At 33.7% G+C, this 22,880-nt stretch carries 24 protein-coding genes, 3 tRNA genes and 1 pseudogene (1 of these 28 running past the window's edge); 11 read left to right on the plus strand and 17 right to left on the minus strand.

The window, feature by feature from the left end:
* Window positions 1-49: 49 nt before the first annotated feature.
* Window positions 50-391 carry a metal-sulfur cluster assembly factor gene (locus AC4BBX_RS04420; RefSeq protein ID WP_490455256.1) on the plus strand — a complete coding sequence of 114 codons (342 nt, stop codon included), beginning with the start codon at window positions 50-52 and terminating at the stop codon, window positions 389-391.
* A 132-nt stretch (window positions 392-523) separates the two neighbouring features.
* Here AC4BBX_RS04420 and AC4BBX_RS04425 read toward each other — a convergent pair whose 3' ends face one another.
* The 4 genes from AC4BBX_RS04425 to AC4BBX_RS04440 all read right to left on the minus strand — a co-directional run bounded on the left by AC4BBX_RS04425 (window position 524) and on the right by AC4BBX_RS04440 (window position 5,298).
* Window positions 524-2,293, minus strand: a complete 1,770-nt coding sequence (locus AC4BBX_RS04425) for an ABC transporter ATP-binding protein (protein WP_490455257.1) — start codon at window positions 2,291-2,293, stop codon at window positions 524-526.
* The gene (locus AC4BBX_RS04430; RefSeq protein ID WP_490455258.1) at window positions 2,283-4,001 is read right to left on the minus strand and encodes an ABC transporter ATP-binding protein; all 1,719 of its coding nucleotides are present in this window, start codon (window positions 3,999-4,001) and stop codon (window positions 2,283-2,285) included. Before AC4BBX_RS04430 ends, AC4BBX_RS04425 begins: the two co-directional genes overlap by 11 nt.
* 2 nt (window positions 4,002-4,003) lie before the next feature.
* Window positions 4,004-4,438 carry a MarR family winged helix-turn-helix transcriptional regulator gene (locus tag AC4BBX_RS04435; protein WP_490455259.1) on the minus strand — a complete coding sequence of 145 codons (435 nt, stop codon included), beginning with the start codon at window positions 4,436-4,438 and terminating at the stop codon, window positions 4,004-4,006.
* 113 nt (window positions 4,439-4,551) lie between these two features.
* Window positions 4,552-5,298 carry an NADPH-dependent oxidoreductase gene (locus AC4BBX_RS04440; RefSeq protein WP_490455260.1) on the minus strand — a complete coding sequence of 249 codons (747 nt, stop codon included), beginning with the start codon at window positions 5,296-5,298 and terminating at the stop codon, window positions 4,552-4,554.
* 241 nt (window positions 5,299-5,539) lie between these two features.
* Here AC4BBX_RS04440 and AC4BBX_RS04445 point away from each other — a divergent pair.
* The 3 genes and pseudogenes from AC4BBX_RS04445 to AC4BBX_RS04455 all read left to right on the plus strand — a co-directional run bounded on the left by AC4BBX_RS04445 (window position 5,540) and on the right by AC4BBX_RS04455 (window position 8,958).
* Window positions 5,540-6,594: pseudogene (locus tag AC4BBX_RS04445) on the plus strand (IS30 family transposase).
* 708 nt (window positions 6,595-7,302) lie between these two features.
* On the plus strand, window positions 7,303-8,574 hold the full coding sequence (locus tag AC4BBX_RS04450; RefSeq protein WP_490455261.1) for a Y-family DNA polymerase: 1,272 nt from the start codon (window positions 7,303-7,305) through the stop codon (window positions 8,572-8,574).
* An 18-nt stretch (window positions 8,575-8,592) separates the two neighbouring features.
* On the plus strand, window positions 8,593-8,958 hold the full coding sequence (locus AC4BBX_RS04455) for a hypothetical protein (protein WP_490455262.1): 366 nt from the start codon (window positions 8,593-8,595) through the stop codon (window positions 8,956-8,958).
* 37 nt (window positions 8,959-8,995) lie between these two features.
* On the opposite strand, the gene AC4BBX_RS04460 is transcribed toward AC4BBX_RS04455, so the two are convergent.
* The 5 genes from AC4BBX_RS04460 to AC4BBX_RS04480 all read right to left on the minus strand — a co-directional run bounded on the left by AC4BBX_RS04460 (window position 8,996) and on the right by AC4BBX_RS04480 (window position 14,005).
* The gene (locus AC4BBX_RS04460; RefSeq protein ID WP_490455263.1) at window positions 8,996-9,436 is read right to left on the minus strand and encodes a YxeA family protein; all 441 of its coding nucleotides are present in this window, start codon (window positions 9,434-9,436) and stop codon (window positions 8,996-8,998) included.
* An 8-nt stretch (window positions 9,437-9,444) separates the two neighbouring features.
* Window positions 9,445-10,095 carry a putative bacteriocin export ABC transporter gene (locus AC4BBX_RS04465; RefSeq protein WP_490455264.1) on the minus strand — a complete coding sequence of 217 codons (651 nt, stop codon included), beginning with the start codon at window positions 10,093-10,095 and terminating at the stop codon, window positions 9,445-9,447.
* The gene (locus tag AC4BBX_RS04470) at window positions 10,092-12,242 is read right to left on the minus strand and encodes a hypothetical protein (protein WP_490455265.1); all 2,151 of its coding nucleotides are present in this window, start codon (window positions 12,240-12,242) and stop codon (window positions 10,092-10,094) included. Before AC4BBX_RS04470 ends, AC4BBX_RS04465 begins: the two co-directional genes overlap by 4 nt.
* Window positions 12,243-12,299: 57 nt before the next feature.
* Window positions 12,300-12,464: a lactococcin 972 family bacteriocin gene (locus AC4BBX_RS04475; protein WP_490455761.1), complete on the minus strand. Its 165-nt coding sequence runs from the start codon at window positions 12,462-12,464 to the stop codon at window positions 12,300-12,302.
* Between the two features lie 1,346 nt (window positions 12,465-13,810).
* Window positions 13,811-14,005: a hypothetical protein gene (locus tag AC4BBX_RS04480; protein ID WP_490455266.1), complete on the minus strand. Its 195-nt coding sequence runs from the start codon at window positions 14,003-14,005 to the stop codon at window positions 13,811-13,813.
* A gap of 95 nt (window positions 14,006-14,100) precedes the next feature.
* Here AC4BBX_RS04480 and AC4BBX_RS04485 point away from each other — a divergent pair, with 95 nt between their 5' ends.
* On the plus strand, window positions 14,101-14,700 hold the full coding sequence (locus tag AC4BBX_RS04485; RefSeq protein ID WP_490455267.1) for a hypothetical protein: 600 nt from the start codon (window positions 14,101-14,103) through the stop codon (window positions 14,698-14,700).
* A gap of 197 nt (window positions 14,701-14,897) precedes the next feature.
* On the opposite strand, the gene AC4BBX_RS04490 is transcribed toward AC4BBX_RS04485, so the two are convergent.
* Complete coding sequence (locus AC4BBX_RS04490; protein ID WP_490455268.1) at window positions 14,898-15,266, minus strand: type II toxin-antitoxin system PemK/MazF family toxin; 369 nt, start codon at window positions 15,264-15,266, stop codon at window positions 14,898-14,900.
* A 233-nt stretch (window positions 15,267-15,499) separates the two neighbouring features.
* On the opposite strand from AC4BBX_RS04490, the gene AC4BBX_RS04495 reads away from it, so the two are divergent.
* A complete protein-coding gene (locus tag AC4BBX_RS04495) occupies window positions 15,500-16,099 on the plus strand; it encodes a tyrosine-type recombinase/integrase (RefSeq protein WP_490455269.1) in 600 nt (199 codons plus the stop codon).
* Window positions 16,100-16,228: 129 nt separating this feature from the next.
* Here AC4BBX_RS04495 and AC4BBX_RS04500 read toward each other — a convergent pair whose 3' ends face one another.
* The 3 genes from AC4BBX_RS04500 to AC4BBX_RS04510 all read right to left on the minus strand — a co-directional run bounded on the left by AC4BBX_RS04500 (window position 16,229) and on the right by AC4BBX_RS04510 (window position 17,994).
* Window positions 16,229-16,558 carry a hypothetical protein gene (locus AC4BBX_RS04500; protein ID WP_490455270.1) on the minus strand — a complete coding sequence of 110 codons (330 nt, stop codon included), beginning with the start codon at window positions 16,556-16,558 and terminating at the stop codon, window positions 16,229-16,231.
* Between the two features lie 37 nt (window positions 16,559-16,595).
* Window positions 16,596-16,967 (minus strand): hypothetical protein, encoded by a 372-nt coding sequence (locus AC4BBX_RS04505; protein WP_490455271.1) that lies wholly within the window; start codon window positions 16,965-16,967, stop codon window positions 16,596-16,598.
* 190 nt (window positions 16,968-17,157) lie between these two features.
* Complete coding sequence (locus AC4BBX_RS04510; protein ID WP_490455272.1) at window positions 17,158-17,994, minus strand: trypsin-like serine protease; 837 nt, start codon at window positions 17,992-17,994, stop codon at window positions 17,158-17,160.
* A 273-nt stretch (window positions 17,995-18,267) separates the two neighbouring features.
* On the opposite strand from AC4BBX_RS04510, the gene AC4BBX_RS04515 reads away from it, so the two are divergent.
* From AC4BBX_RS04515 to AC4BBX_RS04530, 4 genes are all read left to right on the plus strand, one after another.
* The gene (locus AC4BBX_RS04515; protein WP_490455273.1) at window positions 18,268-18,612 is read left to right on the plus strand and encodes a hypothetical protein; all 345 of its coding nucleotides are present in this window, start codon (window positions 18,268-18,270) and stop codon (window positions 18,610-18,612) included.
* Between the two features lie 264 nt (window positions 18,613-18,876).
* Window positions 18,877-19,020, plus strand: a complete 144-nt coding sequence (pepG1, locus tag AC4BBX_RS04520) for a type I toxin-antitoxin system toxin PepG1 (RefSeq protein ID WP_490455274.1) — start codon at window positions 18,877-18,879, stop codon at window positions 19,018-19,020.
* 113 nt (window positions 19,021-19,133) lie between these two features.
* Window positions 19,134-19,577, plus strand: a complete 444-nt coding sequence (locus tag AC4BBX_RS04525) for an HTH domain-containing protein (protein ID WP_490455275.1) — start codon at window positions 19,134-19,136, stop codon at window positions 19,575-19,577.
* Entirely contained in the window at window positions 19,565-20,494 is a 930-nt protein-coding gene (locus AC4BBX_RS04530) for an IS3 family transposase (protein WP_490455762.1), read from the plus strand. Before AC4BBX_RS04525 ends, AC4BBX_RS04530 begins: the two co-directional genes overlap by 13 nt.
* Here AC4BBX_RS04530 and AC4BBX_RS04535 read toward each other — a convergent pair.
* Entirely contained in the window at window positions 20,430-20,867 is a 438-nt protein-coding gene (locus tag AC4BBX_RS04535) for a hypothetical protein (RefSeq protein WP_490455276.1), read from the minus strand. The two genes, AC4BBX_RS04530 and AC4BBX_RS04535, sit on opposite strands and share 65 nt — an antisense overlap.
* Window positions 20,868-21,138: 271 nt before the next feature.
* Here AC4BBX_RS04535 and AC4BBX_RS04540 point away from each other — a divergent pair, with 271 nt between their 5' ends.
* Window positions 21,139-22,509, plus strand: coding sequence for an ISL3 family transposase (locus tag AC4BBX_RS04540; protein WP_490455277.1), 1,371 nt, complete (start codon window positions 21,139-21,141; stop codon window positions 22,507-22,509).
* A 151-nt stretch (window positions 22,510-22,660) separates the two neighbouring features.
* On the opposite strand, the gene AC4BBX_RS04545 is transcribed toward AC4BBX_RS04540, so the two are convergent.
* The 3 genes from AC4BBX_RS04545 to AC4BBX_RS04555 form a co-directional block, all read right to left on the minus strand.
* Window positions 22,661-22,745, minus strand: a tRNA-Leu gene (locus AC4BBX_RS04545).
* A gap of 19 nt (window positions 22,746-22,764) precedes the next feature.
* Window positions 22,765-22,835: transfer RNA gene (locus AC4BBX_RS04550), tRNA-Cys, on the minus strand.
* A gap of 33 nt (window positions 22,836-22,868) precedes the next feature.
* Window positions 22,869-22,880, minus strand: a tRNA-Gln gene (locus tag AC4BBX_RS04555); it runs 60 nt beyond the window's last position.

Here is a 22,880-nt window from a genome sequence, read left to right on the forward strand (position 1 = left end):
GAAAAATAGACAAGAACTTGATTTTTAATAGTGAAAGGACAGAAACATTATGCGAGAAGATATTAAAATAAATCCACAAGCTGCCGCAATTAGCGAGCAACTTATTGAAAAATTACAAACAATTTATGACCCAGAGATTGGCTTAGATATTTATAATTTAGGTTTTATTTATGAAATCAATTTAGACGATCAAGGTTTTTGTGAAATTGTCATTACCTTTACCGGTATTGGTTGCGAATGTATTGAAGCCGTTCCACAACAAATTAAAGAGGGACTAGAAGAAATTGATGAAATTAAAGAAGTTGAAGTCAAAATTGTTTGGTCACCTGCTTGGAAAATGACTCGCATTAGCCGCTTTGGTCGAATTACTTTAGGCATCAATCCTAAATAGTTTAACTTTTTAACTCAATAAAAATATCCGAGCAAGAGGCGACTCCTAATCTCTAGTTGGACTACATTGAAAGTCTAATTAGAATTAAGGAAAATCATTCGATCTTGTTCGGATATTTTTTATTTAAAGATTTTATTGATCAAATTGTGCTTGGTACAAGTCTGCATAAACACCTCGTTTTAGCAGCAATTCTTCATGAGTTCCTTGTTCAGCAATATTCCCATTTTGAATGACCAGAATGACATCTGCATGACGAATAGTCGATAAGCGATGGGCAATTACAAAAGAAGTTTTTCCTTTCATCAAACGAGTCATAGCCTCCTGAATTAAAACCTCTGTTTGCGTGTCAACGTTTGAAGTGGCTTCATCTAAAATTAATAAATCAGCATCTAACAACATCGCACGAGCAATCGTCAACAATTGTTTTTGTCCTTGAGAAATTCCTCCACCATCCTCAGAAATTACGGTATCGTAACCATCTGACAACCTCATAATAAATTCATGAATATGGGCAGCTTTAGCGGCATTCTGTACATCTTCTAGTGTGGCATTCTCATTTCCATAAGCCAAATTTTCAAAAATAGAGCCTGTAAACAACCAAGTATCTTGTAATACCATTGCGTAACTTTGTCGTAAACTTTTTCTAGTCGCTTTTCTGATATCATGACCATCCAATTTGATTGTGCCACTATCTACATCATAAAAACGCATCAAAAGATTAACAATCGTGGTTTTTCCAGCACCTGTTGGACCTACAATTGCCACTAATTCTCCCGGTGCTACTTTTAAATTAAAGTCTTGAATGATTGGGCGATCTTTTTGATAACCAAAACTAACATCCGTCAATTCCACAAATCCAGAAACCTCAGTAAACTCAAACGCATCTTCAATATCCGCCACTTCCGATGGTTCGTCTAACAATCGAAAAATTCGTTCAGCCGCTGCCAAGGCAGACTGTAATTCACTAAAAATATTCGCCAATTCATTGATAGGTCCTGAAAATCTTCGAGAATATAGTACAAAGGAAGAGACATTCCCTAAGGTCATTTGTCCAAATAAAAATAGTAAGGCACCAAAAACGCTGATTAAGGATAGAGAAATATTATTGATAAAGTTGATAGAAGGTCCCGTCATACTTCCATAATATTCTGCTTGATAGTAGGCATCTACCGCCTCGTGGTTTTTTTCATCAAAACGTTCAATAATTGGTTCTTCTTGATTATAAATTTTTATCGTTTGTTGGCCAGAGATAATTTCTTCCACAAAACCATTTAATTCGCCTAGTTTTCTAGAACGTCGACTGAATAAAGGTTGAAATTTTCCCATTAAATAGCGGGTCAAAAAAATCGAGGCTGGAACTGTTACAACAAAAACTAAGACTAAGGTCGGTGAAATAAGTAACATCATGGTAAAAGAACCCACAATCGTAATCAAACTACTTAGAATTTGAATCGTATCACTCGCCAATGACGTATTAATTGTATCCACATCATAGCTGATTCGACTGATAATATCCCCTGTTTGAACACGGTCAAAAAAGCCTACAGGTAATTCGGTAATCTTATCAAAAATATCTTTACGCATAGCTTGAACAACTTTTTGACTTAAACGAATCATTAATAATGAAATCAAATAACTTAATACCGAGGCACTCAGATAAAATGCGAGCATCAAGCCACAGTAATAAAAAACCGTGCTAAAATCTACTCTACCTTCTCCTGGTTGAATGGCATCAATAGCAAAACCAGATAAAAGCGGTCCTACTAAGGAGAAAAAGTTACTAGCAATTATTAAAAATGCCGCTAAAAACAAAAGCCATTTTGATTTATATAAATACTGCCACAAACGACGTAAAGTTTTTAAACGATTCTTCGGTTTTTCAGCTACTTTTCTATTCTGCAAGTTGTTCACCTCCTGTTTGTGCTTGATAAATCGCCTGATACGTCTGATTATTTTCGAGTAAATAGTCGTGATTGCCTAAACCACTGATTCGACCGTTTTCCAAAACTAAGATTTTATCTGCATGCTGAATCGAACTAATCCGTTGAGCAATTAAAATCGTCGTCGTTATTTGGAACTGATCTCTTAACACTTGCCTTAAATTAGCATCCGTTTTATAGTCTAAGGCACTTGCAGAATCATCTAAGACTAAAATTTCAGGTTCACCAGCTAAAGCACGGGAAAGTAAGACCCTTTGCTTTTGGCCCCCACTAAGATTACTGCCTTTAGTATGAAGTTCATAAGCTAAACGTTCCGGTAACTGATCGATAAATTCTTTTGCCTGAGCTCTCGAAGCGGCTTCATCAATCTCTTCTTCTGAAAATTCTCGCCCGAAATCAATATTCTCTCTCACCGTATCCGCAAATAAAAAATCTCTTTGTAAAACAATACCAAATAACTGATGAAGTTTCGTTGAATCAATTGAGCGAATATCTCTACCATTAATTCGGATCTGACCCGTCTGAGCATCATAGAGCCGTAGCAACAATTTAACAATCGTTGATTTTCCACTTCCGGTGGCACCGATAATTCCCAATGTCTCCCCTTCCTTAAGAGAAAAATTGATATCCTCAACGACTCTTCCTCCAGTTGGGTAATGGAAAGAGACATGATCAAAAACAACATGGGCCTCTTCTTTTTGAATCGGAAGATCCAAAATTTGCATATCTTCTGATAAAGCTAACACTTCGTCAATTCGATCTGCAGAAGCCACTCCTCGCGAAATAATTACAAAAATACGAGTGATACTCAACATTGCATTTAGAATGATTGTAAAGTAAGACAAAAAGGCAATAATCACCCCTGGTTGAGTCAGCCCTGCATTGACACGAAAGGCACTAACCACAATCACTAAAGTTAATCCTGTATTTAAAAATAAATCCATTAAAGGTGGTGTAGCTGCCATCGTTCGATTCGCTTTTAATTCAGCATCGACAACCTTCTCATTGACCTTTCTAAAACGTTCCTTTTCATAACTGGCTTTTGAAAGAGCTTTAATTACCCGAGCACCCGTAATATTTTCTCTGACCGTTCTGACTAGCACATCTACTTGCTGTTGCAATTTAGTAAACAAAGGAATCCCTTTTTTGGAAATACTAATAGCAGCAATTACAGTAAAAGGCATGACACCAATTAAAACCAAAGTTAATATAGGGTCCAAAGTCGTGGTAATTAAGATACCGCCTAACAACAAAATCGGTGCACGAATACCAATCCGTTGCAACATACCCACGGTTCGATGAATATTATATGTATCCGTCGTTAATCGTGCAACCAAAGACGGTACACCAATCTTATCCATTTGAGGAATCGATAAATAAGAGACTTTCGCAAACAAATCATGTCTGACATTCCCAGTCAAATCCCGAGCCACGCTAGAAGCCATACGATTGGCGATAATATTAGTGAGGACCGCAAAAATCGAACAAATAATCATCACGCCTCCCCATAAAAAGATATTCCGAACACTTTTAGTAGGAATCACGCTATCAATAATAAAGGCTAAAATCCAAGGAAGTAATAAGTCCATAATTGTTCCAATAAATTTGATACTGACTCCTACAGACATCCTTTTGGTAAAAGGACGTAAATAGTTTTTCAATAAGTTCAAGTCTAATCCTCTTCTTTCTCTAATAAATTTTGTGAGTTTTCTTTTAATTTCTCCAAATTTTTAATCAATTTTTGTTGTTCCTCTAAAGAAAATCCAGTTAATACCTGCTCATTCCATTTCAACAAAATATCACTAATCACCCCAAACATTTCTGTTGCCTTTTCTGTGGGATAAATCAGCATTTTACGCGCGTCTTGTTCACTACTCTTTCTAAATACGTATCCTCTGTCTTCCAAAATAACCAGTTGTCTAGCAACATTGCTTTTGTTAACAAAAATAATCTTAGCCAATTCATCCTGACTAATACCTGGATTACGACAAATATTTAGAATATAGGTGTGATGCATCGGACCCAGTCCATATTTTTTTAATTCCTTTTCTCGATACAAAGTTGCTAGTCGAGCAACATGATTAATCGAACGTATAATTGATTCCATAATTTTCTCCTAAAAAAATTGATATATTTAGTATAAAGAAAATTAGTTGCACACGCAACTAATTGGATAAAAAGAAAGTGACCATCGCCAAAACAGTCACTTTTGAACACGTATTAATATTTTGACATCCCCTGATTCTTAATATAATCTAACATCTTTAACCTTCCAGGATGGGTATAACTACTCCAGTTAGCAATCATTTTCTCAAAAGTATCAATACGTTGATTGGTTTCCCTCGCACTATAATACTCCGTCACTGTTTCATTATACGTTGTTAATTGATCAGATATATTTTTCCATTCAGGATACTCATTTTCAAAATGTATTAATTCTTTGGGCATTCGTGGTTTCAACTGTGGTTCTTGATCTGGATAACCTAAAGCTATTCCTAATACTGGCACAACCAATTCAGGAAGATCCAACAAATCAACTAACTCTTCCACTTGATTCAGAATACTCCCCAACAAAACAGCCCCAATTCCCAAACTCTCTGCAGCAATCACCACATTTTGTGCCGCTAAAATCGCATCCGTTGCTCCAACAAAAAATTTATCAAAGGAAGAAAACACCTCCGTATCTCCCTCTAATTCCGAAACAATTGCCGCATTTCGCGCTTGATCAGAAAGCATGATAAATAAATGATCCGCTTCCGCAATATAAGCTTGTTTCCCAATTTCTGCGATTTTTCGTTTTTTATCCAAATCCGTCACGCTAATCATTGAATAAGACTGGGCATAATTACTCGTGGCTGTCTGTTGAGCAACATCCACTAAAGTTGAAATAATCTCTGGACTAATTGCTTTTTGCTTAAATTTCCTAATACTTCGATGATTTAACTGTAACCTAATGACTTCATTCATACAAAATCTCCTTTTAATATAAAGATTACTCTATATCTTGTGATTAATTATACATGATTTTTGGATGAGTTAGTTATTTGGGGCCAAAAAACTCATAAAATTTTAATTGTAGAAGTTTAGTATCTCGTTTTAAAACGCGAATTTTATAATCAAGTTAGCCACCTGAAAAATAAAAAAACATCATAGTGAAAAATCATGTATTATTAGGGTTCCAACACCAACTAATAAGGAGATTTTCACTATGACGTATTCAAATTCTACCACAACTCGTTTAAAAGGTCAGCACCTAACAGCCATTGAACGTGGAAAAATTGCCGCTTGGCATAGCGAAGGAATATCCAATCGGCAAATTGCCAAAAGGTTAGGTGTGGTTCCTCAAACAATTAACAATGAGTTGAAGCGTGGGAAATTGAAACAAGTGAAAAAAATCAATGGGAAATGTTATTATTTCTTCAAGTATAATGCAGAATTTGCTCAAAATCGGTATAGAAACAACCGACAACGATGCCATCGGAAAGAAAAATTTTTCAAGTCCGTACCTTTTTGGCGTACTTTATCGAACTGTTTAAAACAAAGGGCTATTCTCCAGATGCAACGGTTGGTTTTGCACGAGTCCATCGACTCTTTTCTCCAGCTGAAATGGTTTGTACGACCACCCTCTATAAGTATATTGACAAGCAACGTCTTGAAATCAAAAACATTGATTTACTGATGAAAACAACACGTAAACCAGCACAAACCAAGCAGGTAAAAAATCGAAAAGTTCTTGGAAAGAGTATCGAAGAACGACCGACAAGTGTTGAAACACGTGAAGAATTTGGTCACTTTGAAATTGATACAGTCATTGGTAAACGGAATGGTTCAGAAACAGTGCTCTTAACTTTAACGGAACGAAAAACACGTTTTGAAATCATTCGTATGCTTGATGCCAAAGATGCAGACTCTGTCAGTTATGCCATCAACCGATTAGCTAAAGAATATGGGAACAATTTTTCCGCTGTATTTCGTTCGATTACAGCTGATAATGGTTCGGAGTTCGCTCAGTTGTCAGAAACGTTAAATGGATTGACAGAAATTTATTTTACCCATCCGTATACTTCTTGCGAACGTGGAACGAACGAGAATCACAATGGCATCATTCGTAGATATATTCCCAAAGGCGAAAGTATGGACAGCTATCATCGAAAGGAAATCGAGCAAATTGCCAATAAAATGAATCAACTACCCAGAAAGATTTTAAACTATGCGACACCCCAGTCTTGTTTTGAACAAGAACTAAATAAAGTAGTTAGTTGATTTGACAACGAGCCTCTTGCGCCATGGGTATCGTCTGGGCAAGCTGGCATAGCCAGCCCATCAAATCAGACTACCATGCCGCAACTCATTATCAAATCAACATCGGAACTTACAGATAACACATGATTTTCACGTTTTTCAAAAAGTGGCTAACTTGTTCTTGAAATTTGGGACTACTTTTTCATATTTGACTGACATATTTTTTTCCTTCTTTCTGAATTTTTTTCAACCTCATTTTTGTTGTGATGTGAGTGAGTGAGTGAAGCTGGTTCATTTATTTAATTTTCAAAGAGCGACTAGCATTACTTCTCCTTTCATTTTTTATTAGCTATCTAACATTTTCGCCGTGTCTGTTTCGGTCGTTTGCTGTGGTTAGGCTTTTGCATAGACACCAAGTAAATAAAAGGGCGTGCTTGCACGTTTATCTCGACCCTTTTATTTATGACTGACTATGCTATAACCACTTTCAGCAACGCACGATTACAGACCGCCAAATGTGATTGATAAACAATGACTAGATATGTGCGAACGATCTTGGGCTGAAAATTAAATAAATGAATGTTTTAATGCACTAAAAATAAAGATGGCCGCTCACGTATGTGTGCAGCCATCTTTATTTTTTCCTCTTTGGAACTAAACTTTAATCACTTGTTCGCTTTACAAAACAAACGTATGTTCGTATAATTGACCTAAAAAGAGGTGGATTTTATGTATTTTGATTACAATTTTGAACCTCATGGCGACTATCTTTGTATAGACTGTAAGTCATTTTATGCTTCGGTTGAATGTGTGGCACGTGGGTTAAATCCTCTTACAGCAATGTTAGTCGTACTTTCAGGAGCAGATCGACCTGGTGGATTGGTATTGGCTTCTTCTCCTGTGGCTAAAAAGGTACTCGGGATCTCAAACGTGACTCGCAAGTTCGAATTACCCGACCACCCAGATTTAATACAAGTACCACCACGCATGGGACTTTATATTGAAATCAATGTAAAAATCGTCAATATTATTCGAAGATACGTTTCTGATGATGATATACACGTTTACAGCATTGATGAATTATTTATTCGTTATGATAAAGTAAAAAATCTTTATGGAAATGTTGATGTAAAACTCTTCGCAAAAGCCTTAATGCGAAAAATTTTACAAGAAACTGGTATTTATACAACGACAGGTATTGGCGATAATATGCTTTTGGCAAAATTGGCGTTGGATAACGAAGCCAAAAACAATCCTGATATGATAGCCGAATGGCGGTATGAGGACGTACCACAAAAAGTTTGGACGATTGATCGATTAACTGACTTTTGGGGGATTGGCGAGAAAACCGCCAAGCGCCTGTATAACAAAGGGATTGATACAATTGGAGATTTAGCAAACTACAACCCTTTTTTGTTAAAAACGTCTATGGGTGCAATTGGTGTACAGCTTCACGCTCATGCGAATGGGATTGATCGTAGTCAAATTGACAAAAAATTTAAACCATTAGAAAAATCTGTCTCCAATTCGCAAGTATTACTTCGGGACTATTCAGACCCTAGAGAAATTTTAGTTATAGTAAGAGAAATGAGTGATCTTGTCGCTTCTCGGTTACGGAAGATTCATGCGCAAACAGAATGTATCAATCTTAGCATCGGGTACTCTGATACGCATTTAATCAGTGGATTTTCACGTCAGCTTAAGATTCCTGCAACAGCAAATACAAAACAACTCACAGAGTATGCACTAAAAATTTTTCATGAACACTATATCGGCGTTGATGTCCTAACAGTTGCCATTTCTTGTTCAAAATTAATCTATCAAACTAGCATACAATTGGATTTATTTTCTGATCCCGAAAAATTGTTTCAGCAAGAAAAACTTGATTACTTGTGTGACAAAATCAGGAATCGGTATGGATTTAAAGCATTAGTTCACGCCAGTTCATTATTAAGTGGCGCAACAGCTATCAGCCGAAGTTCTAAAATTGGCGGTCATTAATTGAAAGGAAGGATTCTCATGTCTTATGGAGAAAATTATAAAGATCGTGGTATGGTTAAATGGGCAGGATTTTATTTGTCTGAACACACCGATACTTTGCAGGATCAAAAAAAAACTGAATCTAATCGACCGGTTCAAAAAATGCAAATGGACGTTGACGAAATCGGACAAATTTTATCTGAAGCTGTTTTAAGAAACAAAAAAGTAGCCGTTCAAATAGAAGAACGTGATCTTAACGGAAACTACAAAAAAGACGTTGTAGGATTTGTTCAAGGATCTGATGAATTAGGGATTTATATAGACAATACTAAGGTTGGTTATGATGAAATTCGTCATATTGTATTTTCTAATGAACTAAAATGGTCTGATACAAAACGATTTTAAAATAAACATGGCCATACACGTATGTGTGCAGCCATGTTTATTTTTTCAAATTGATATTAGATTTTTCAAAACTATTTTGGATATCCTCAGGTATTTCATCCCAAGAAATAAATTCTATTTTATATACATATAAACCCTTATGTGTTACTTTAGCATAATTTTTTCCGTTCGGTGATTGACCACCAGAAAAAGTTAATACGTTTCTATCTTCCTCATCAGGAGAGTCGATTACTAATGTAGTATAGTCATCAGGTATCTGGTACCCTTCTCTATTTTTAGCTTTTTCTTCGTCATATGTTTCACCATTATTGTAAGTAACATTAACTGGCAAAATCGCATAGCCTATCTCTTTTTCTAATAAAGGATTTAGTCTATCTAATATTTCATTATCATATTTTTTACTATTTATAAATAGTACTGCTGAAACAAATATAACCATCACTGAAACAATAATTATACTTAACTTTTTTTTCATCATATTCTCCTTTAATTTTTTTTTGTCAGATCAATTATCTTATCACACTCCTTAGCTACGTACTCATCATGAGTTACTATTACTATCGTTTTTCCTTCTTCTTTATTAATCTCTTTTAAAATGTTTAAAACTTTTTTGCCATTCTCATTATCTAAAGACCCAGTGGGTTCATCTGCCAAAATAATATCACTTGGCTTTACTAAGCACCTAGCAAGAGCTACTCTCTGTTGTTCTCCACCAGATAGTTCATATATATATCTTTTACCATATTCTAATAAGTTGACTTTTTTCAAAGAACTTACCACTATTCTTTCTTTTTGTTCTTTAGAGTGTTTAGTATATTTCAAGGCCATAAGTAAATTTTCATTAACAGTTTTATTATCTATCAAAGCAAAATTTTGAAATAAATACGATATATGATTCCTAATTAAACGGTTGGATAGCGTTGTTTCAATTTTTGGAGCTTCTTTGCCTAGAAGAAAAAGTTTTCCTGATGCAATAGGTTCTACTAGTCCTATTGTATTAAGCAACACCGTTTTTCCTGCTCCACTAGGCCCTGTTATTGCAACCATTTCACCAGTTTTTATAGAACAGTTAAATTTAGAAAATAGTTCTTTATTTCCAAAAGTTTTTGAAAAATCATTTATTTCTATCGAGTTCATAGACTTTCTCCTTTTAAAGAAGTACTTAATAAAATTTTATCTTGCTTTCTTATCATCATAATAATAATAAGAAAATCTAATATAATTAACGTAAAATAGATGGACATAGATACTCTATCGCGTTCTAATAAAAAAGACTCTATTAAACCAAAGCCATAGATAATCCATACATTGATAATAAGAATAAAATATTTATCTAGGAAAGAATATCCCAAAAATCTTGAAACAAGAATTTCTCTCTTTTGAACAATCATTGTTATTAACGAGATATAATATGAGCTTAGAGAACTTATAATTAATGATAATACTAAAATGAATATAAATATGGACATTCCTATCTTCATTTCTTTAATTTCAGCTTTATAACCTGATTCTAAAGCGTTAGAAAACTTAATATTATTATCTTCTAGATCATACTTTGTAATAGCACGTTTTATATTACTTTCATTATCTTCATTGTCTAGTATTTTTAATGGATTAGATATTGGATTATCTAATAATCTACTACTATTAGGTGTCAATGAATATGAATCCATTAGCAAGAATATTGGTTGTTTTATTATCCCCCTATTATCATTGATTAAATCTGTATTATTAGAAAAAATTTCAATACTATTACTATAATAAATGATATGAACGGGGATATCATCGATATTCGTATACTTCTTATCATTCTCTATATAAGTGTTTATATGTGGTCTAATAAGTCCTTCAACCTTATCTATTTCTTCTTTTTTCTGGATAGGTACTATCAAATTAAAACTATTTTGTTTGAAATTACCACTTAAATCTAATTCTAATTGCTTGATATAGTTCCAATTTGCTTGTGACACATAATAAAAGTCTTGTTCTTGAAAATGTATGTTTGAAAACCTCTCGGTATTTTCTATATGGAGATAAATAGGAAGTAATTTTTCTATGAAGAAGTATTCTGCTTCTGAGTTTTTTTCAAGTTCTTTGAATAAATCTAGTACCTTAGTACCTAAAGTTTTATTATTATTTAAATTTTCTTGAAATTCAGTATTAACAAAATTATAACTTGAAATTGTTAAAAAAGATTGTTGCTCTTCGTACAGATCCTTTACATCTAAATTGTTTTTCACTATTGAAACACCTTCGGAAATCTGAGGAAGTATAAATATTAACATTGTAAATATAATGAATTTAAAAAAGTAATTCGCATATAAAGAAACTTTCGAAGAAAAATAATTCTTTATTATATTTGATAATTTATATTTTCGAATAATTAATACTGAAATGAATAAGCAAAAGTAATAGATAATAACTATTAAAAACTGACTGATTATCCATCCAATCAAGAAGTTTAAACTTATATTTTTAACTAAAATAAATAAACATGGTATTGTTAATACCATAGAAATAGTAGGAGCTATCCAACTATTTCTATTTGTTTCTTTTATTGCAGAAAAATTAGAATAACCTTGTAACTTTAAAACACCAATCATTTTTAGATTTAATAAAGGCTTAAAAAAAGTAACCATTATTAATAGTAAAATTAATATTAATAATAACATTACTGTAATAAAAAGTATTCCACTTAATTTATAAACTTTTACATAAGGTAAATCTAACAATTTCTCTTTATCTATTTTTAATTTTGAAGATAATTCCTCCATAACCCCAGATTGGTTACTAGTTGTTACACTATATTTCCCATATATTGATATATTTTTTTCTTTTAAAAAATTAGGTAGATAATTAAATTTTAATGAATTGTCTTGAAAAATATCGTTTATAGTTCCTACTTGATTACTTGAATTAGTATTATACGTAGCAATATATTCTGAATTTGTTTTAGGCAATCTTCCTGAATTTAATTTTATACGCAAATTTTCAAAGTAATCTGATGAAAACAGCCCTGATTTATAGACAACTATTTCATTATCTTCAACTATTTCATCAGTTCGTATAATTGTTGCTTTATATTTAAATGATATTTCCTCTAATACTTTAAAAACTTCATTTGGAGATAGTTCTGATTTGTGTATAAATAAATCGAAGGATTCTTCTGTCTTGTCTATATTTTCAATATACTCAACATTTTTTTCTTTAACATATAACGAGAACACAAAAGTAATCATAAAAGAGATTAAGCATAGTAAAATAGTACTTGTTCTTTTCATCATTTTCCTCCTATAAAAAGCTAAAATCACATAGGAAATTGCCTATGTGATTTTGGTTTTCTACCAATTGTTATAATAAAAATTACAACCACTAAATTCAAAGAGTCTTGCTAACGCTATCGAGTTAGCACTTTTACTTTGAGAATTTATTTTTGAGCCTTTGGTTACTGTAGCTGAATGCTGTTTAGTTCTATGCCAGTACTCTGACTCTGATCCTAGAACCATTATTCGAGTACTCCAATAATGAGTACCGTCTTGAAAATGTACACCAGCAGAAACATATTTCCCAGATGTAATTAGTATAATTCCTAACAATAGTGTAATTATAACTTTTTTTAAAGTAAACTTTTTCACATTTATTCCTACTCACAAACATGAATGTATTTCAACTGATTGCCATTGTCTGTTTTCCATAAACTTAAATCTAGCATTGCCATACAGAAATATTTATAAATATCCTCACCATATGTCACCTCCATTTTGAAACTAAAAATCATCATTCGATATGAAGCATTTCCAACTCAGTTAAATATATCATGAAACAATGACACAAAACCAAAAACTGCCCAAACGCTGCAAATTCTGTCCTGAACGCTGAAATTATTTTTTAAACCCTTAAAATTTTCTTAAGTTAAAAACAATTGAGGTATAAAAGTGAACTACTAGTTTGACAATGATTATAGAATTATTTTATGGTATCAACAGCAAGTAAAATACTAAGGTCATCTTCAAATTTGGTTTCTAACTAAAACCATGCTATAATGAATGTGCGGAAACAATAGGATTTGCTAGTACACTAGCACAAAAGCCACTCTATCGCCAAAATAGAGTGGCTTTTTTTATCGCTGTGCGGTCAGCGTGTGGGTTTGAAGGCACTATGCCTTTTAGTCGTCATCTCGCTTATCAAACCAATAATCGACTAATTTTTCAACTAGAGCCGTGATTATTGCGGAAACCACAGTCGTGACGATAAACAATAGGACTTATTTGAACATACACTAACACCTCCTCTCGATGAGGATAGGCTAAGTGCCAAGCATTATTATACCATAGGTACCTGTTCCGAAATCAACAGTGTATATTGGTACACTACAAAAACCCACAATCAGTTGAATATGGATTTTGTTGTAACAAGACTTCTATCTATTCAAGTATTACACTTATTATTGGTAAATAGTCTTAAGAGTAGATATATCATTCAGAATGTCTCTCTGTTTTCAGATTAAAATCTCTTTCAACAAGAACATATTCTGGGTTCATCCTATTTCGTATTTTTTTCAGATTAATTATTGGTTATGATGAAATTCGTCATATTGAATTTGCTAATCTATTGAAATGGTCTGATACAAGACATTTTTAAAAAAACATGGCCGTACACGTACGTGTGCAGCCATGTTTATTTTCTTTACTAAATCGCCTTACAAACTTGGCTGATTAGCTGATTTTCTTGGTTGTTTACTATCTCTTAATAAATTCTTAAAAAAATCGGGAAACGTCTCTTTTTGAACAAATAACGAAGAAAAACTACTAAAGCGATAAAATAACAATAGCTTTTAACCCCATTGCCATCTTTAGTATTTTTTTTCATTCTTCAAGTAATCTCTTATACCTAAAGCATAGCAAGCAATCCCCACGATAAATGACAGAAGTGAAATAGCTATCATTGTCTGCGTATGCGCAAAAGTAAAATAAGCAATTCTCAAGGAATAATCAACCGCAAAAGCTAAAAACGAAATTAAAAACCAAAGTGTTCCTATGAGTATCATAAGCTCAACCTCCCTTCAAAATTCATGTTATCGCTTCCATAGCGACAAAATGCTTGTTACGATTATTATAGCAAATAAATTTAGGAGGACAAAACATGAAAGTATTAAAAAGTTTATTAGTCGCTGTAGTAGGTAGTCTATTCTTTTTTGGAACTAGCACAATGGTAAATGCCGAAGATGGAACTGAAACTTATGTTGACATGTACCCCCTTGAATTAAATGATGGTAGTATTATGCATTTCTTCTCTGAGGAAGACAGATCTCTATACTTAAACTCTGTACCTGAAGATTCTGACGAAGAAAATTCCATATCTCCACAGTCGGGAATAAAATCTCGAGTAGTTGCTTCAAGTCAAACTACTCAATATGGCAAATATTTAGGACCAAATTCAAACACTATTGATTGGGCATACGCTAATAGTTACTCAATAAACACTGGTCAGTCAGTATCATTTACAGCAGGATATACTTATGAAGGAGTTTCAGCCAATTTAACTATATCAACAAGTTACTCAATTACTAGAACATTACCCGCTGATCCTACTCGAAGAAATAGGCTTGCTGCAACAGGAGATGTTAATTTAGTATATAATAAAATTGAGTTTTATTATGGTGCTGGTACAGTAGTAGATACCGTGGAGACTATTACCACCTCAGGTGTTTCTAATGTAACTCATTACGTTCAGTACGGTTAGAAACAATCACAAACAGCTTAACAGTAAAAAAATGGCCGCTCACGAATGTGTGCAGCCATTTTTTTGCTTCTAATTGAGAGAACTTGATAGATTCCCCACTTAATTTTTCTGAAAAGAGCTTAGAAACACTCTCTAACACATGAAGTCATTAAATCTATTTAATCAAGAGTAAAATTATTATATATGTAGCATAAAAATCAAGCAATATCAAAACTAGCTTTTAATTTGGAAACAACTTCGAGCATTTCTTTTTCTTCTAAAATTCCGAGTTTGTTGGTTAATCTATTTTGCGAAATAGTTCTGATATGCTCCAACATGATTGTACTATTGCTCTTTAAAAACGGATACTTTGTCTCGTCTAAGGTAACATGAGTGACAAAATCTTTTCTTGTACTTCTAGAAATCAAACCAACAATCGTTATATCGCTAAAATGATTCCCAATATTATTTTGTAAAATGACAGCAGGGCGGTTTCCAAATTGCTCATTCCCTTCAGCACCAATAGAACTAAAATCAACAAAATATATTTCTCCTCTTTTGGGATTTACTGCTTTCTTATTTTCCATATGCTTCTCCTTTTTAAAATAATCACAATTTTACACCAACGGAAATTCTTAATCAATAGAGAACGAATGAAACACAAGCTGATTGTGTTTCATTCGCAAAACAGTCTCAATCCGTTGTCCTATATAGGTTTAATCAATATTATACTCACATTTATTTTTTATAACCTCTATAAATGAAACATAATACATGATATAATAGACTTGTGTTTCATTTGTAGAAAGGGGTTAAAATTGTGAAAGTTGTTGCTCCAATTAAAGAAAAAAAACAGATCAATGCAATGAAAGCTATTTTGAGTTCTGGTTTGCATGGAAGAAGAAATGTCTTAATTTTTTCGATCGGAATTAATACAGCTTACCGTATTTCTGATCTCCGTACTTTGAAACTTTCAGACGTGTTAGAAATTTCTCGTGGACGTGTCATTGTAAAAGAAAGACTATCCATGAAAGAAAAGAAAACGAGTAAAAATAATTCAATTATTATTTCCACCAAATTAAGAAAACATATTATGGAGTACGTCCAAAGTGATTTTCCTGAAGAACTAGAACAGAGAAATTTTGATTATTTTCTTTTTCCTAGCAATAAAGGAGAAAATCAACCTCTCGAACGTATCCAACTTTGGCGGATTATTCATAATAGTGCGGAAGCAATTCAGTTAAAGAATGTTGGCGCACATTCTATGAGACGAACATTTGGTTATTTTTTATATAAACAAGGTACACCATTAGAAATTATACAATCACTTTTAAATCATTCGTCTCAAAGAGAAACTTTGTTATACATTGGAATAACGCAGGAAGATAAGGATACCGCTGTCCAAAGTTTGGATTTATGACTATCAACGAATATTTGAACTTACTGTTGGTATCAAAATCCTTTATAACGGAACAAGCTCAATAGAGTATACTCTATTGAGCTTGTTTGTTTGAATTATAATCAATTTTTTTCAAAGGTCGAATATTACTCACCATTCAAATTCAACTTTACCTTTATGATAAGCAACAAACTTAGTGTCAAATTCTCCTTCAGTATTTGTTTTTAATTCCGTGTATGGAATTATAAAATCGTCTCCATTTTCATAAAGATATTCTACGATTTCTTCAGCTTCGACTTCCGTTATCAACTTTATACATGATGGATCGTCACTGAAAGATAAATCCATACCTTCACTATCAATACTAAGAACTGCATACACTTGTTTGGAAAATTTATTTTGTAGAAAAACCGTCCAAATTTTTTCTGGCGTCTCCTCTTTTTTTCTTGATAGGCTAACAACTTTATTGTTACTTGTCATAAGTACTCCCCCATTCCAATTTGCTGACGGTAACTCACTATTTTATTTTTTGTTCATTATCTAGACGTTTTAATGCTTCGTCTAAAATTTCTAGCATAAATTCAAGTTTTTCCTCATGATACCTATTCAAAACTAAATAGACTTGACCAAATAGTAATGTGATTAATAAAAAAAATATTAATGTATCTACTGATTTAAACAATGATAAAATCGTGAAGGTTATCATGAAACCTATAAAGATAACAGTAAACAACATCATTATTTTTAATTTTATTGAATATCTAGAATAAGGTAACTTTATGTTCATTAACGCTCTCAAATCCAAATCTGACTTGTCGGTAATTTCTTTATCATTTGAAATTGGATTGACTTTACGTTTTTCTTTCTCTGTTCCTAGACTGCCTGTCATTGTCATTCACTACTTTCTTGCAATTTCTATTATTATAACATGATTAAATGACTAGTAACCACATGTCAATATTCCAAAAGATATTCTCTGGATATTATACTATTAGTAAAAATTTAAAGTTCGACAATTGAACAAATAAAAACAACTAAGACAGTCAATCGACCGTCTTAGTTGTTTTTATTTGTTCTCGTTAATCTACAATATTGTTATATGCTGGTGTACTCATTTTCATAAATCCTGATGTTGTTCCCACACCATTGTCAGATCTCCATGAATTTATTCCAATCACTTGGTTTGAACTATTCATTAAAGGACCACCACTCATTCCACTTTCGGAAACAACTGTATTATTATCAGCTTCATAAACTTGTGCAGCATATATTATGTTCAATGAAGTATGAACAGATCCTGTACTTGTGTTGAATGCTGTTTGGTTAACCCAACCAGGATATCCATAATTTTTTACGTTCGAAACTGATGCCGGAGGATCTTTCAGTAAGGAGAGATTAGCTGGATGAGAACCTACATCTAAACTGATATAGTATGAACCAAAATCAGAACGAAAGCTTTTAGTACTCACCCAGTCTTGATTCGTGCTTGCTTCAGTCACAGAATACACTGCATTGAATTGCATACCTACGGGTACTGGTTGCAAACCGAAGAAAATACTAACAGTATCGGCAAATCCTCTTGTCTTATTATAAACTATGTGAGCAGCTGATCCTGCTTTATTATTTCTTACTTTAAATGCCGAACCTGATATTTGAGTTATAGTTCCGTCACCATTATACCAAACAGAAACTACCTTCCCTACAGAGCTATTTGGCGTTCCTGTCGAAGGAGCATTAGTCAAGGCTAACGGACTAATTTCGTTTTCATTTACAATTTCTCCATCAAGATTTTCATAAACAAAAGAAATTTCACCTTGATAGTCAGGATATTTCTTATAGAACTCCTCAATTAATGCGTTATTCCAATCATTTGTAGTAATAATATGTGTCTCACTATCCTGTGCTTCACTATTCAATGTTGTCGTTTCAATTTTAGATATATTAATTGGCGACATGACTTTAGAGACAATTTCATTTTGACTATTTAAAAAATCTTCGTTTTCATCAGCGTGACCATTTGAACTAAAAGAGCAGGACTACAGCAACAACTAAACTTGTAATTATTTTTCGCATGATTTCCCTCCAAATATATGTTATAGTGAATATGTAAACGTCTACAAATCAAGTGCATTGTTTCACATGTCATATGTCAAGTTAAAACATAAATTGAGTTACTCAGAGGTTTTTTAATGAAAAAATTTTTTTTAATACTTTTAGTCACTACACTTTTATTATCATCTTTTCTATTTTTTAAATTGAAATCACCCTCTAAATCAACTGAAGGAGTTATAGAAGGTGTTATTTATGAATTAAGAGAGGGGATAGATGATACATTCCTTATCTCAATAAAATCTAAAAATTCCGAAATAGACAGAATCATACTTGCAGTCCCTTCTGAGAACTATTCGGAGCATTCAGAACAACTAAAAATAGATAACCATGTAAAAATTAAATATAGTAGCAAGCAAAAAAATGTGGCAACTGAATCACCATTGACAATAGAAGCTAAAATTGTCTCGGTAAAGTTGGAATAGTTTTTCTAATTCTATAATCACTTACTTTGATTGTTGGAACAAATATAGCTAAGTAAGCAATCGACTGCCAGGCAGTCGATTCCTGAAGGAGCGGTGGCGGTGATTGGAGCGAATGAAGGAATACGTCATATTTCTTGTTATATTATTTTCGAAAAAAGACTGAAAAACCTTGATATAACTAGGTTTCCAGTCTTTTTTGTGTTATAATATATGTGACAGTAAAGTTTAATGACGGTGGCTATCTTTTGAAAGGTGGTGGTGCTTATGTTTGTAAGTGCTAAAATCTATGAAAGGAGAAGCCTTTTGTCTGCATTGGAGACAATTCAGCTGATTCTAAGCTTTGGTACCTTTACCATTGCTTTAATCAAACTGATTGTAGATTTGCTTAAAAATGACAAAAAAAAATAACCGTCAGCTTTAGCTAAAATGGACCCTAAATAATAGACACTGATAAAAAAACCGTCAGTGACCTATTATTTAGGGTCTTTTTCACGTAAAATTAAATGAGTGAGGTGAATACAATGGGTGTTAATTATTTTTCTGAGGAACAGATTCAAGAACTACAAAGTAACCCTTATATCGAAAAAATTTCTTTAAAGGCGATTACCTATTCTGAGGAATTCAAACATCATTTTTTAATAGAATATGAACAAGGGAAGTTACCTTCTCAAATTTTTAGAGAAGCAGCTATTCTTCCAGAGATTATAGGACAAATACGCATTGATAATTTTTCGAAGCGAGTAAGAAAAATGAATGGACGACCAGAAGGCTTTACAGACCTTCGCAAACAACATTCTGGACGACCACGAACAAAGGATCGCTCGATAGAGGAAGAAAATGCCTATCTTCGCCATCAAGTGGCTTTACAAAAACAACAGATTGAAGCACTAAAAAAAACGAATTTTATCAATCGAAAAGCGGCCAAAGCTTCGCACAAGAAAAATACCAACTCATCCACACATTGACACAACGAGATCATAATCTACTGAATATCCAATGGTTGTGCGAAATTGCCCAAGTGTCAAGGTCAGGCTACTATGCGTGGAAACAGAATGCATCAAAAAGAGAAGAACAAGACAAAAAAGATCAAGCGGATTTTGAATTGATTTTAGTAGCCTATCAAAAACGAGGATATAAGAAAGGTTCTCGAAGTATTCATATGAATTTACTTCAAAGTGATATCTTGATGAATCGAAAAAAAATTCAACGATTGATGCGAAAATTCAACTTGAGATGTCCGATTCGCAGAGCAAATCCTTATAAACAACTAGCAAAAGCGAAAAAAGAACATATCACTAAACCTAACTTACTCAACCGACAATTTAAGGAACAAGGACCTTTAAGGACATTACTAACTGACATTACCTATCTTTTTTACGGACGAGGAAAGAAGGCCTATTTGTCTACCATCAAAGATTCGTTTACGAATCAAATTCTTTCTTATGTGCTAAGTGCTTCATTGGGAGTGGATTTTGTTTTAGACACGGTGACCCAACTATTTGAGAATCATGAACTTCCGAAAAATCAAAAGACCCTGATCCATTCAGACCAGGGAGTTCATTATACAAGTATTCAATTTCAGACCTTGATTCAGAATCGAGACCTACGGCAATCAATGTCACGACGAGGAAACTGTTGGGATAACGCCCCTCAAGAATCTTTTTTTGGGCATATGAAAGATGAACTTCCCTCTCTAGATGAGTTAGACTCTATTCACCAGCTACAAATAATTATAGATGATTATATGGACTACTACAACAATGAACGGTATCAATGGAACTTGGCTAAATTATCGCCAAATCAATATGAAGTATTTGTCAAAACAGGAGAGTATCCTCTTCAAAATCTGATCCAAACGCCTCCGCTTCCTCTGTTGGACTAACTATTTCCGAATACTCTTTATCAAAGCGCGTGTTATACGTTTGATACAGTTGTTCAAAACAACCAGATTTAAACAGGTCGTAGAAATCAACATCCTCATCAAACATTAGTTGAACATAAAAATCATATTCGAATTCAATCGTTTTTCCCTTTAGAATCCACTTCAATTGATCAATGAGATAGTCGGGTTTCTCTAACTGTGCCTCTATTTTTCGAAAGGCCATGAAATAGATCCATTGTTCTTCCAAGGTAGCCGATTCAACATATCGAACCATCCAATTGGGATAGATTCTTTCCTCATGGTCATGTCTAAAAATGGAAAAATCTAAGGTAAAGATGTTTGCGAAATCATTCATATTCTTATTGGACGACAAGAAACCCACACTCTGTTTGAGCATGGGTTGTTTTCTGTGCCATCGCTCCTCCTATGCTTGTATCATAGAAAGGATTTCAATTATTTTATACGGTTTTTTATTAAATGTCCTTGACATGGGGTCCATTATAAGCAGAGTTACGGTTATTTTGGCTCTATACTTTTTAGTGTTGGTAGAAATGACCAGCACTATTTTTGTGCATATAACTAAACAGACATCTTGAAATCCGTTAGAATAAAGTCGACGAAAACCAATCTAAGGAGGATTCAAGATGTCCATCTATCATTTTATCAGAGAAGTTTTAGATATTCTAGATTTTAATATTACTTTTTACGAAAACGAAACAGAAAAGCAGCTTGGAAATTATAAAAAAGAACGAATCAAGGGAGAAATTTGTCACGTATTTGACGGTACGCTTTCTTATACGCCTAATTGTTGTGAAAAATGCGGAGAAATCAATGAAAAGACCGTCATTAAATGGGGATTTAAAACGGTCATGACTCAGGTAAATAAAGTATCTGAATACAAAACCTATCTTCGATTAAAGAAACAACGATTCAAATGTAAAGCTTGTGACCAAACCTTTGTCGCTTCCTCGACCTTGACGAAACCAAACTGTTCCATTGCGCAACGAGTGAAATTGAAAATCGCGACCATGTTGGGAGACTCCGTCTCTATGACCTATATTGCCAAACAAATCGGTGTCGCTCCTATGACAGTTTTACGTGTTCTTCGGTATTTCTATCAACCAACCTTACCAGAAAAACAAGCCTTGCCGAAAGTTCTTTGCTTTGATGAATTTAAATCAGGGGCGTTTGCCGAAGGTGCCATGAGTTGTATTCTTATGAATGGCGAAAATCATCGATTGCTTGATGTATTAGAGGATCGGCGGAAAACACGACTAGAAACTTACTTCTATCGCTATTCCTTGGAGGAAAGACAGGCAGTAGAAATGGTTGTGACTGATTTTTATTCTCCCTATATCTCATTGACAAAAGAACTCTTTCCAAATGCCCAGGTGTTAATTGATCGTTTTCATATTGTTCAGTTAATTGGAAAATCGTTTCAAAAACATCGAATCAATGTCATGAAGTCCTTTCCTGACAAGGATAAAAGATACAAACAGTTAAAAAAATATTGGAAACTCCTTCAAAAAAGGCAAAGTGAGTTGGATTGGAGCCATCGGTATTGGTGTCCTTCTTTTAAGGATCATTTAACGCAAACAGAGATTGTCGATCGTCTTCTTTCTTATGATCCAGAGTTAAGTCGAGGATATGAGACGTACCAAGCATTCTTACGTGTTCTTCGTTATTTTGAGGAAGAAGAAAAACAAAAAGAAGTGATTGAAGGATTTGAAGAATTATTGACAGAGAGCTATAAACACCTGCCTGAAGGCTATCAAACAACGATTCGTACTTACAAAAAATACCGAAACGAAATCATTCTTGCATTGTCTAAGTCTTATTCAAATGGACCTGTGGAAGCAACGAATAATCATATTAAAGTCATCAAACGAATGGCTTATAGCTTTCGAAACTTCATCAATTTTAAGATTCGAATCTTTATCCATCGTGGGAAATACTATCGGACGTTACCTATCAAGACCAAAGAAAAAGGTCAAGCAACGAAAAACGCTGCTTGACCCAAAGACTCTATTCGAGCTGTTAAAGATTGTCTAAACTTTTACCAACACCAGTTGTTAAAGAGCCGGCATATCGAGGTCAAAAATACCCTTAAAATACAAAAAAGGTATAGCTGAACGAATCGTCTAGAATCGTTGCTATACCAACTTATACCGGCGGCCGGGGTCGAACCGGCACGCCCTTAACGGGCACTGGATTTTGAGTCCAGCGCGTCTGCCAATTCCGCCACGCCGGCATGTTAAAATTTTGTACTAAGGCGGTAACCGGATTTGAACCGGTGATGAAGGTTTTGCAGACCTCTGCCTTACCACTTGGCTATACCGCCATATGTTTGATGTTTTACTTTGTAATAAGTAAACTGGGGTAGCTG

Source organism: Enterococcus sp. AMC1157 (genome assembly GCF_058216555.1).

Bases quoted from the DNA above. Each gene is read 5' to 3' on its own strand.
- AC4BBX_RS04420 (WP_490455256.1), top strand. From the start codon at position 50: ATGCGAGAAGATATTAAAATAAATCCACAAGCTGCCGCAATTAGCGAG.
- AC4BBX_RS04435 (WP_490455259.1), bottom strand. From the start codon at position 4,438: ATGGAATCAATTATACGTTCGATTAATCATGTTGCTCGACTAGCAACT.
- AC4BBX_RS04440 (WP_490455260.1), bottom strand. From the start codon at position 5,298: ATGAATGAAGTCATTAGGTTACAGTTAAATCATCGAAGTATTAGGAAA.
- AC4BBX_RS04450 (WP_490455261.1), top strand. From the start codon at position 7,303: ATGTATTTTGATTACAATTTTGAACCTCATGGCGACTATCTTTGTATA.
- AC4BBX_RS04455 (WP_490455262.1), top strand. From the start codon at position 8,593: ATGTCTTATGGAGAAAATTATAAAGATCGTGGTATGGTTAAATGGGCA.
- AC4BBX_RS04460 (WP_490455263.1), bottom strand. From the start codon at position 9,436: ATGATGAAAAAAAAGTTAAGTATAATTATTGTTTCAGTGATGGTTATA.
- AC4BBX_RS04465 (WP_490455264.1), bottom strand. From the start codon at position 10,095: ATGAACTCGATAGAAATAAATGATTTTTCAAAAACTTTTGGAAATAAA.
- AC4BBX_RS04470 (WP_490455265.1), bottom strand. From the start codon at position 12,242: ATGATGAAAAGAACAAGTACTATTTTACTATGCTTAATCTCTTTTATG.
- AC4BBX_RS04475 (WP_490455761.1), bottom strand. From the start codon at position 12,464: ATGGTTCTAGGATCAGAGTCAGAGTACTGGCATAGAACTAAACAGCAT.
- AC4BBX_RS04480 (WP_490455266.1), bottom strand. From the start codon at position 14,005: ATGATACTCATAGGAACACTTTGGTTTTTAATTTCGTTTTTAGCTTTT.
- AC4BBX_RS04485 (WP_490455267.1), top strand. From the start codon at position 14,101: ATGAAAGTATTAAAAAGTTTATTAGTCGCTGTAGTAGGTAGTCTATTC.
- AC4BBX_RS04490 (WP_490455268.1), bottom strand. From the start codon at position 15,266: ATGGAAAATAAGAAAGCAGTAAATCCCAAAAGAGGAGAAATATATTTT.
- AC4BBX_RS04500 (WP_490455270.1), bottom strand. From the start codon at position 16,558: ATGACAAGTAACAATAAAGTTGTTAGCCTATCAAGAAAAAAAGAGGAG.
- AC4BBX_RS04505 (WP_490455271.1), bottom strand. From the start codon at position 16,967: ATGACAGGCAGTCTAGGAACAGAGAAAGAAAAACGTAAAGTCAATCCA.
- AC4BBX_RS04515 (WP_490455273.1), top strand. From the start codon at position 18,268: ATGAAAAAATTTTTTTTAATACTTTTAGTCACTACACTTTTATTATCA.
- pepG1 (WP_490455274.1), top strand. From the start codon at position 18,877: ATGTTTGTAAGTGCTAAAATCTATGAAAGGAGAAGCCTTTTGTCTGCA.
- AC4BBX_RS04525 (WP_490455275.1), top strand. From the start codon at position 19,134: ATGGGTGTTAATTATTTTTCTGAGGAACAGATTCAAGAACTACAAAGT.
- AC4BBX_RS04540 (WP_490455277.1), top strand. From the start codon at position 21,139: ATGTCCATCTATCATTTTATCAGAGAAGTTTTAGATATTCTAGATTTT.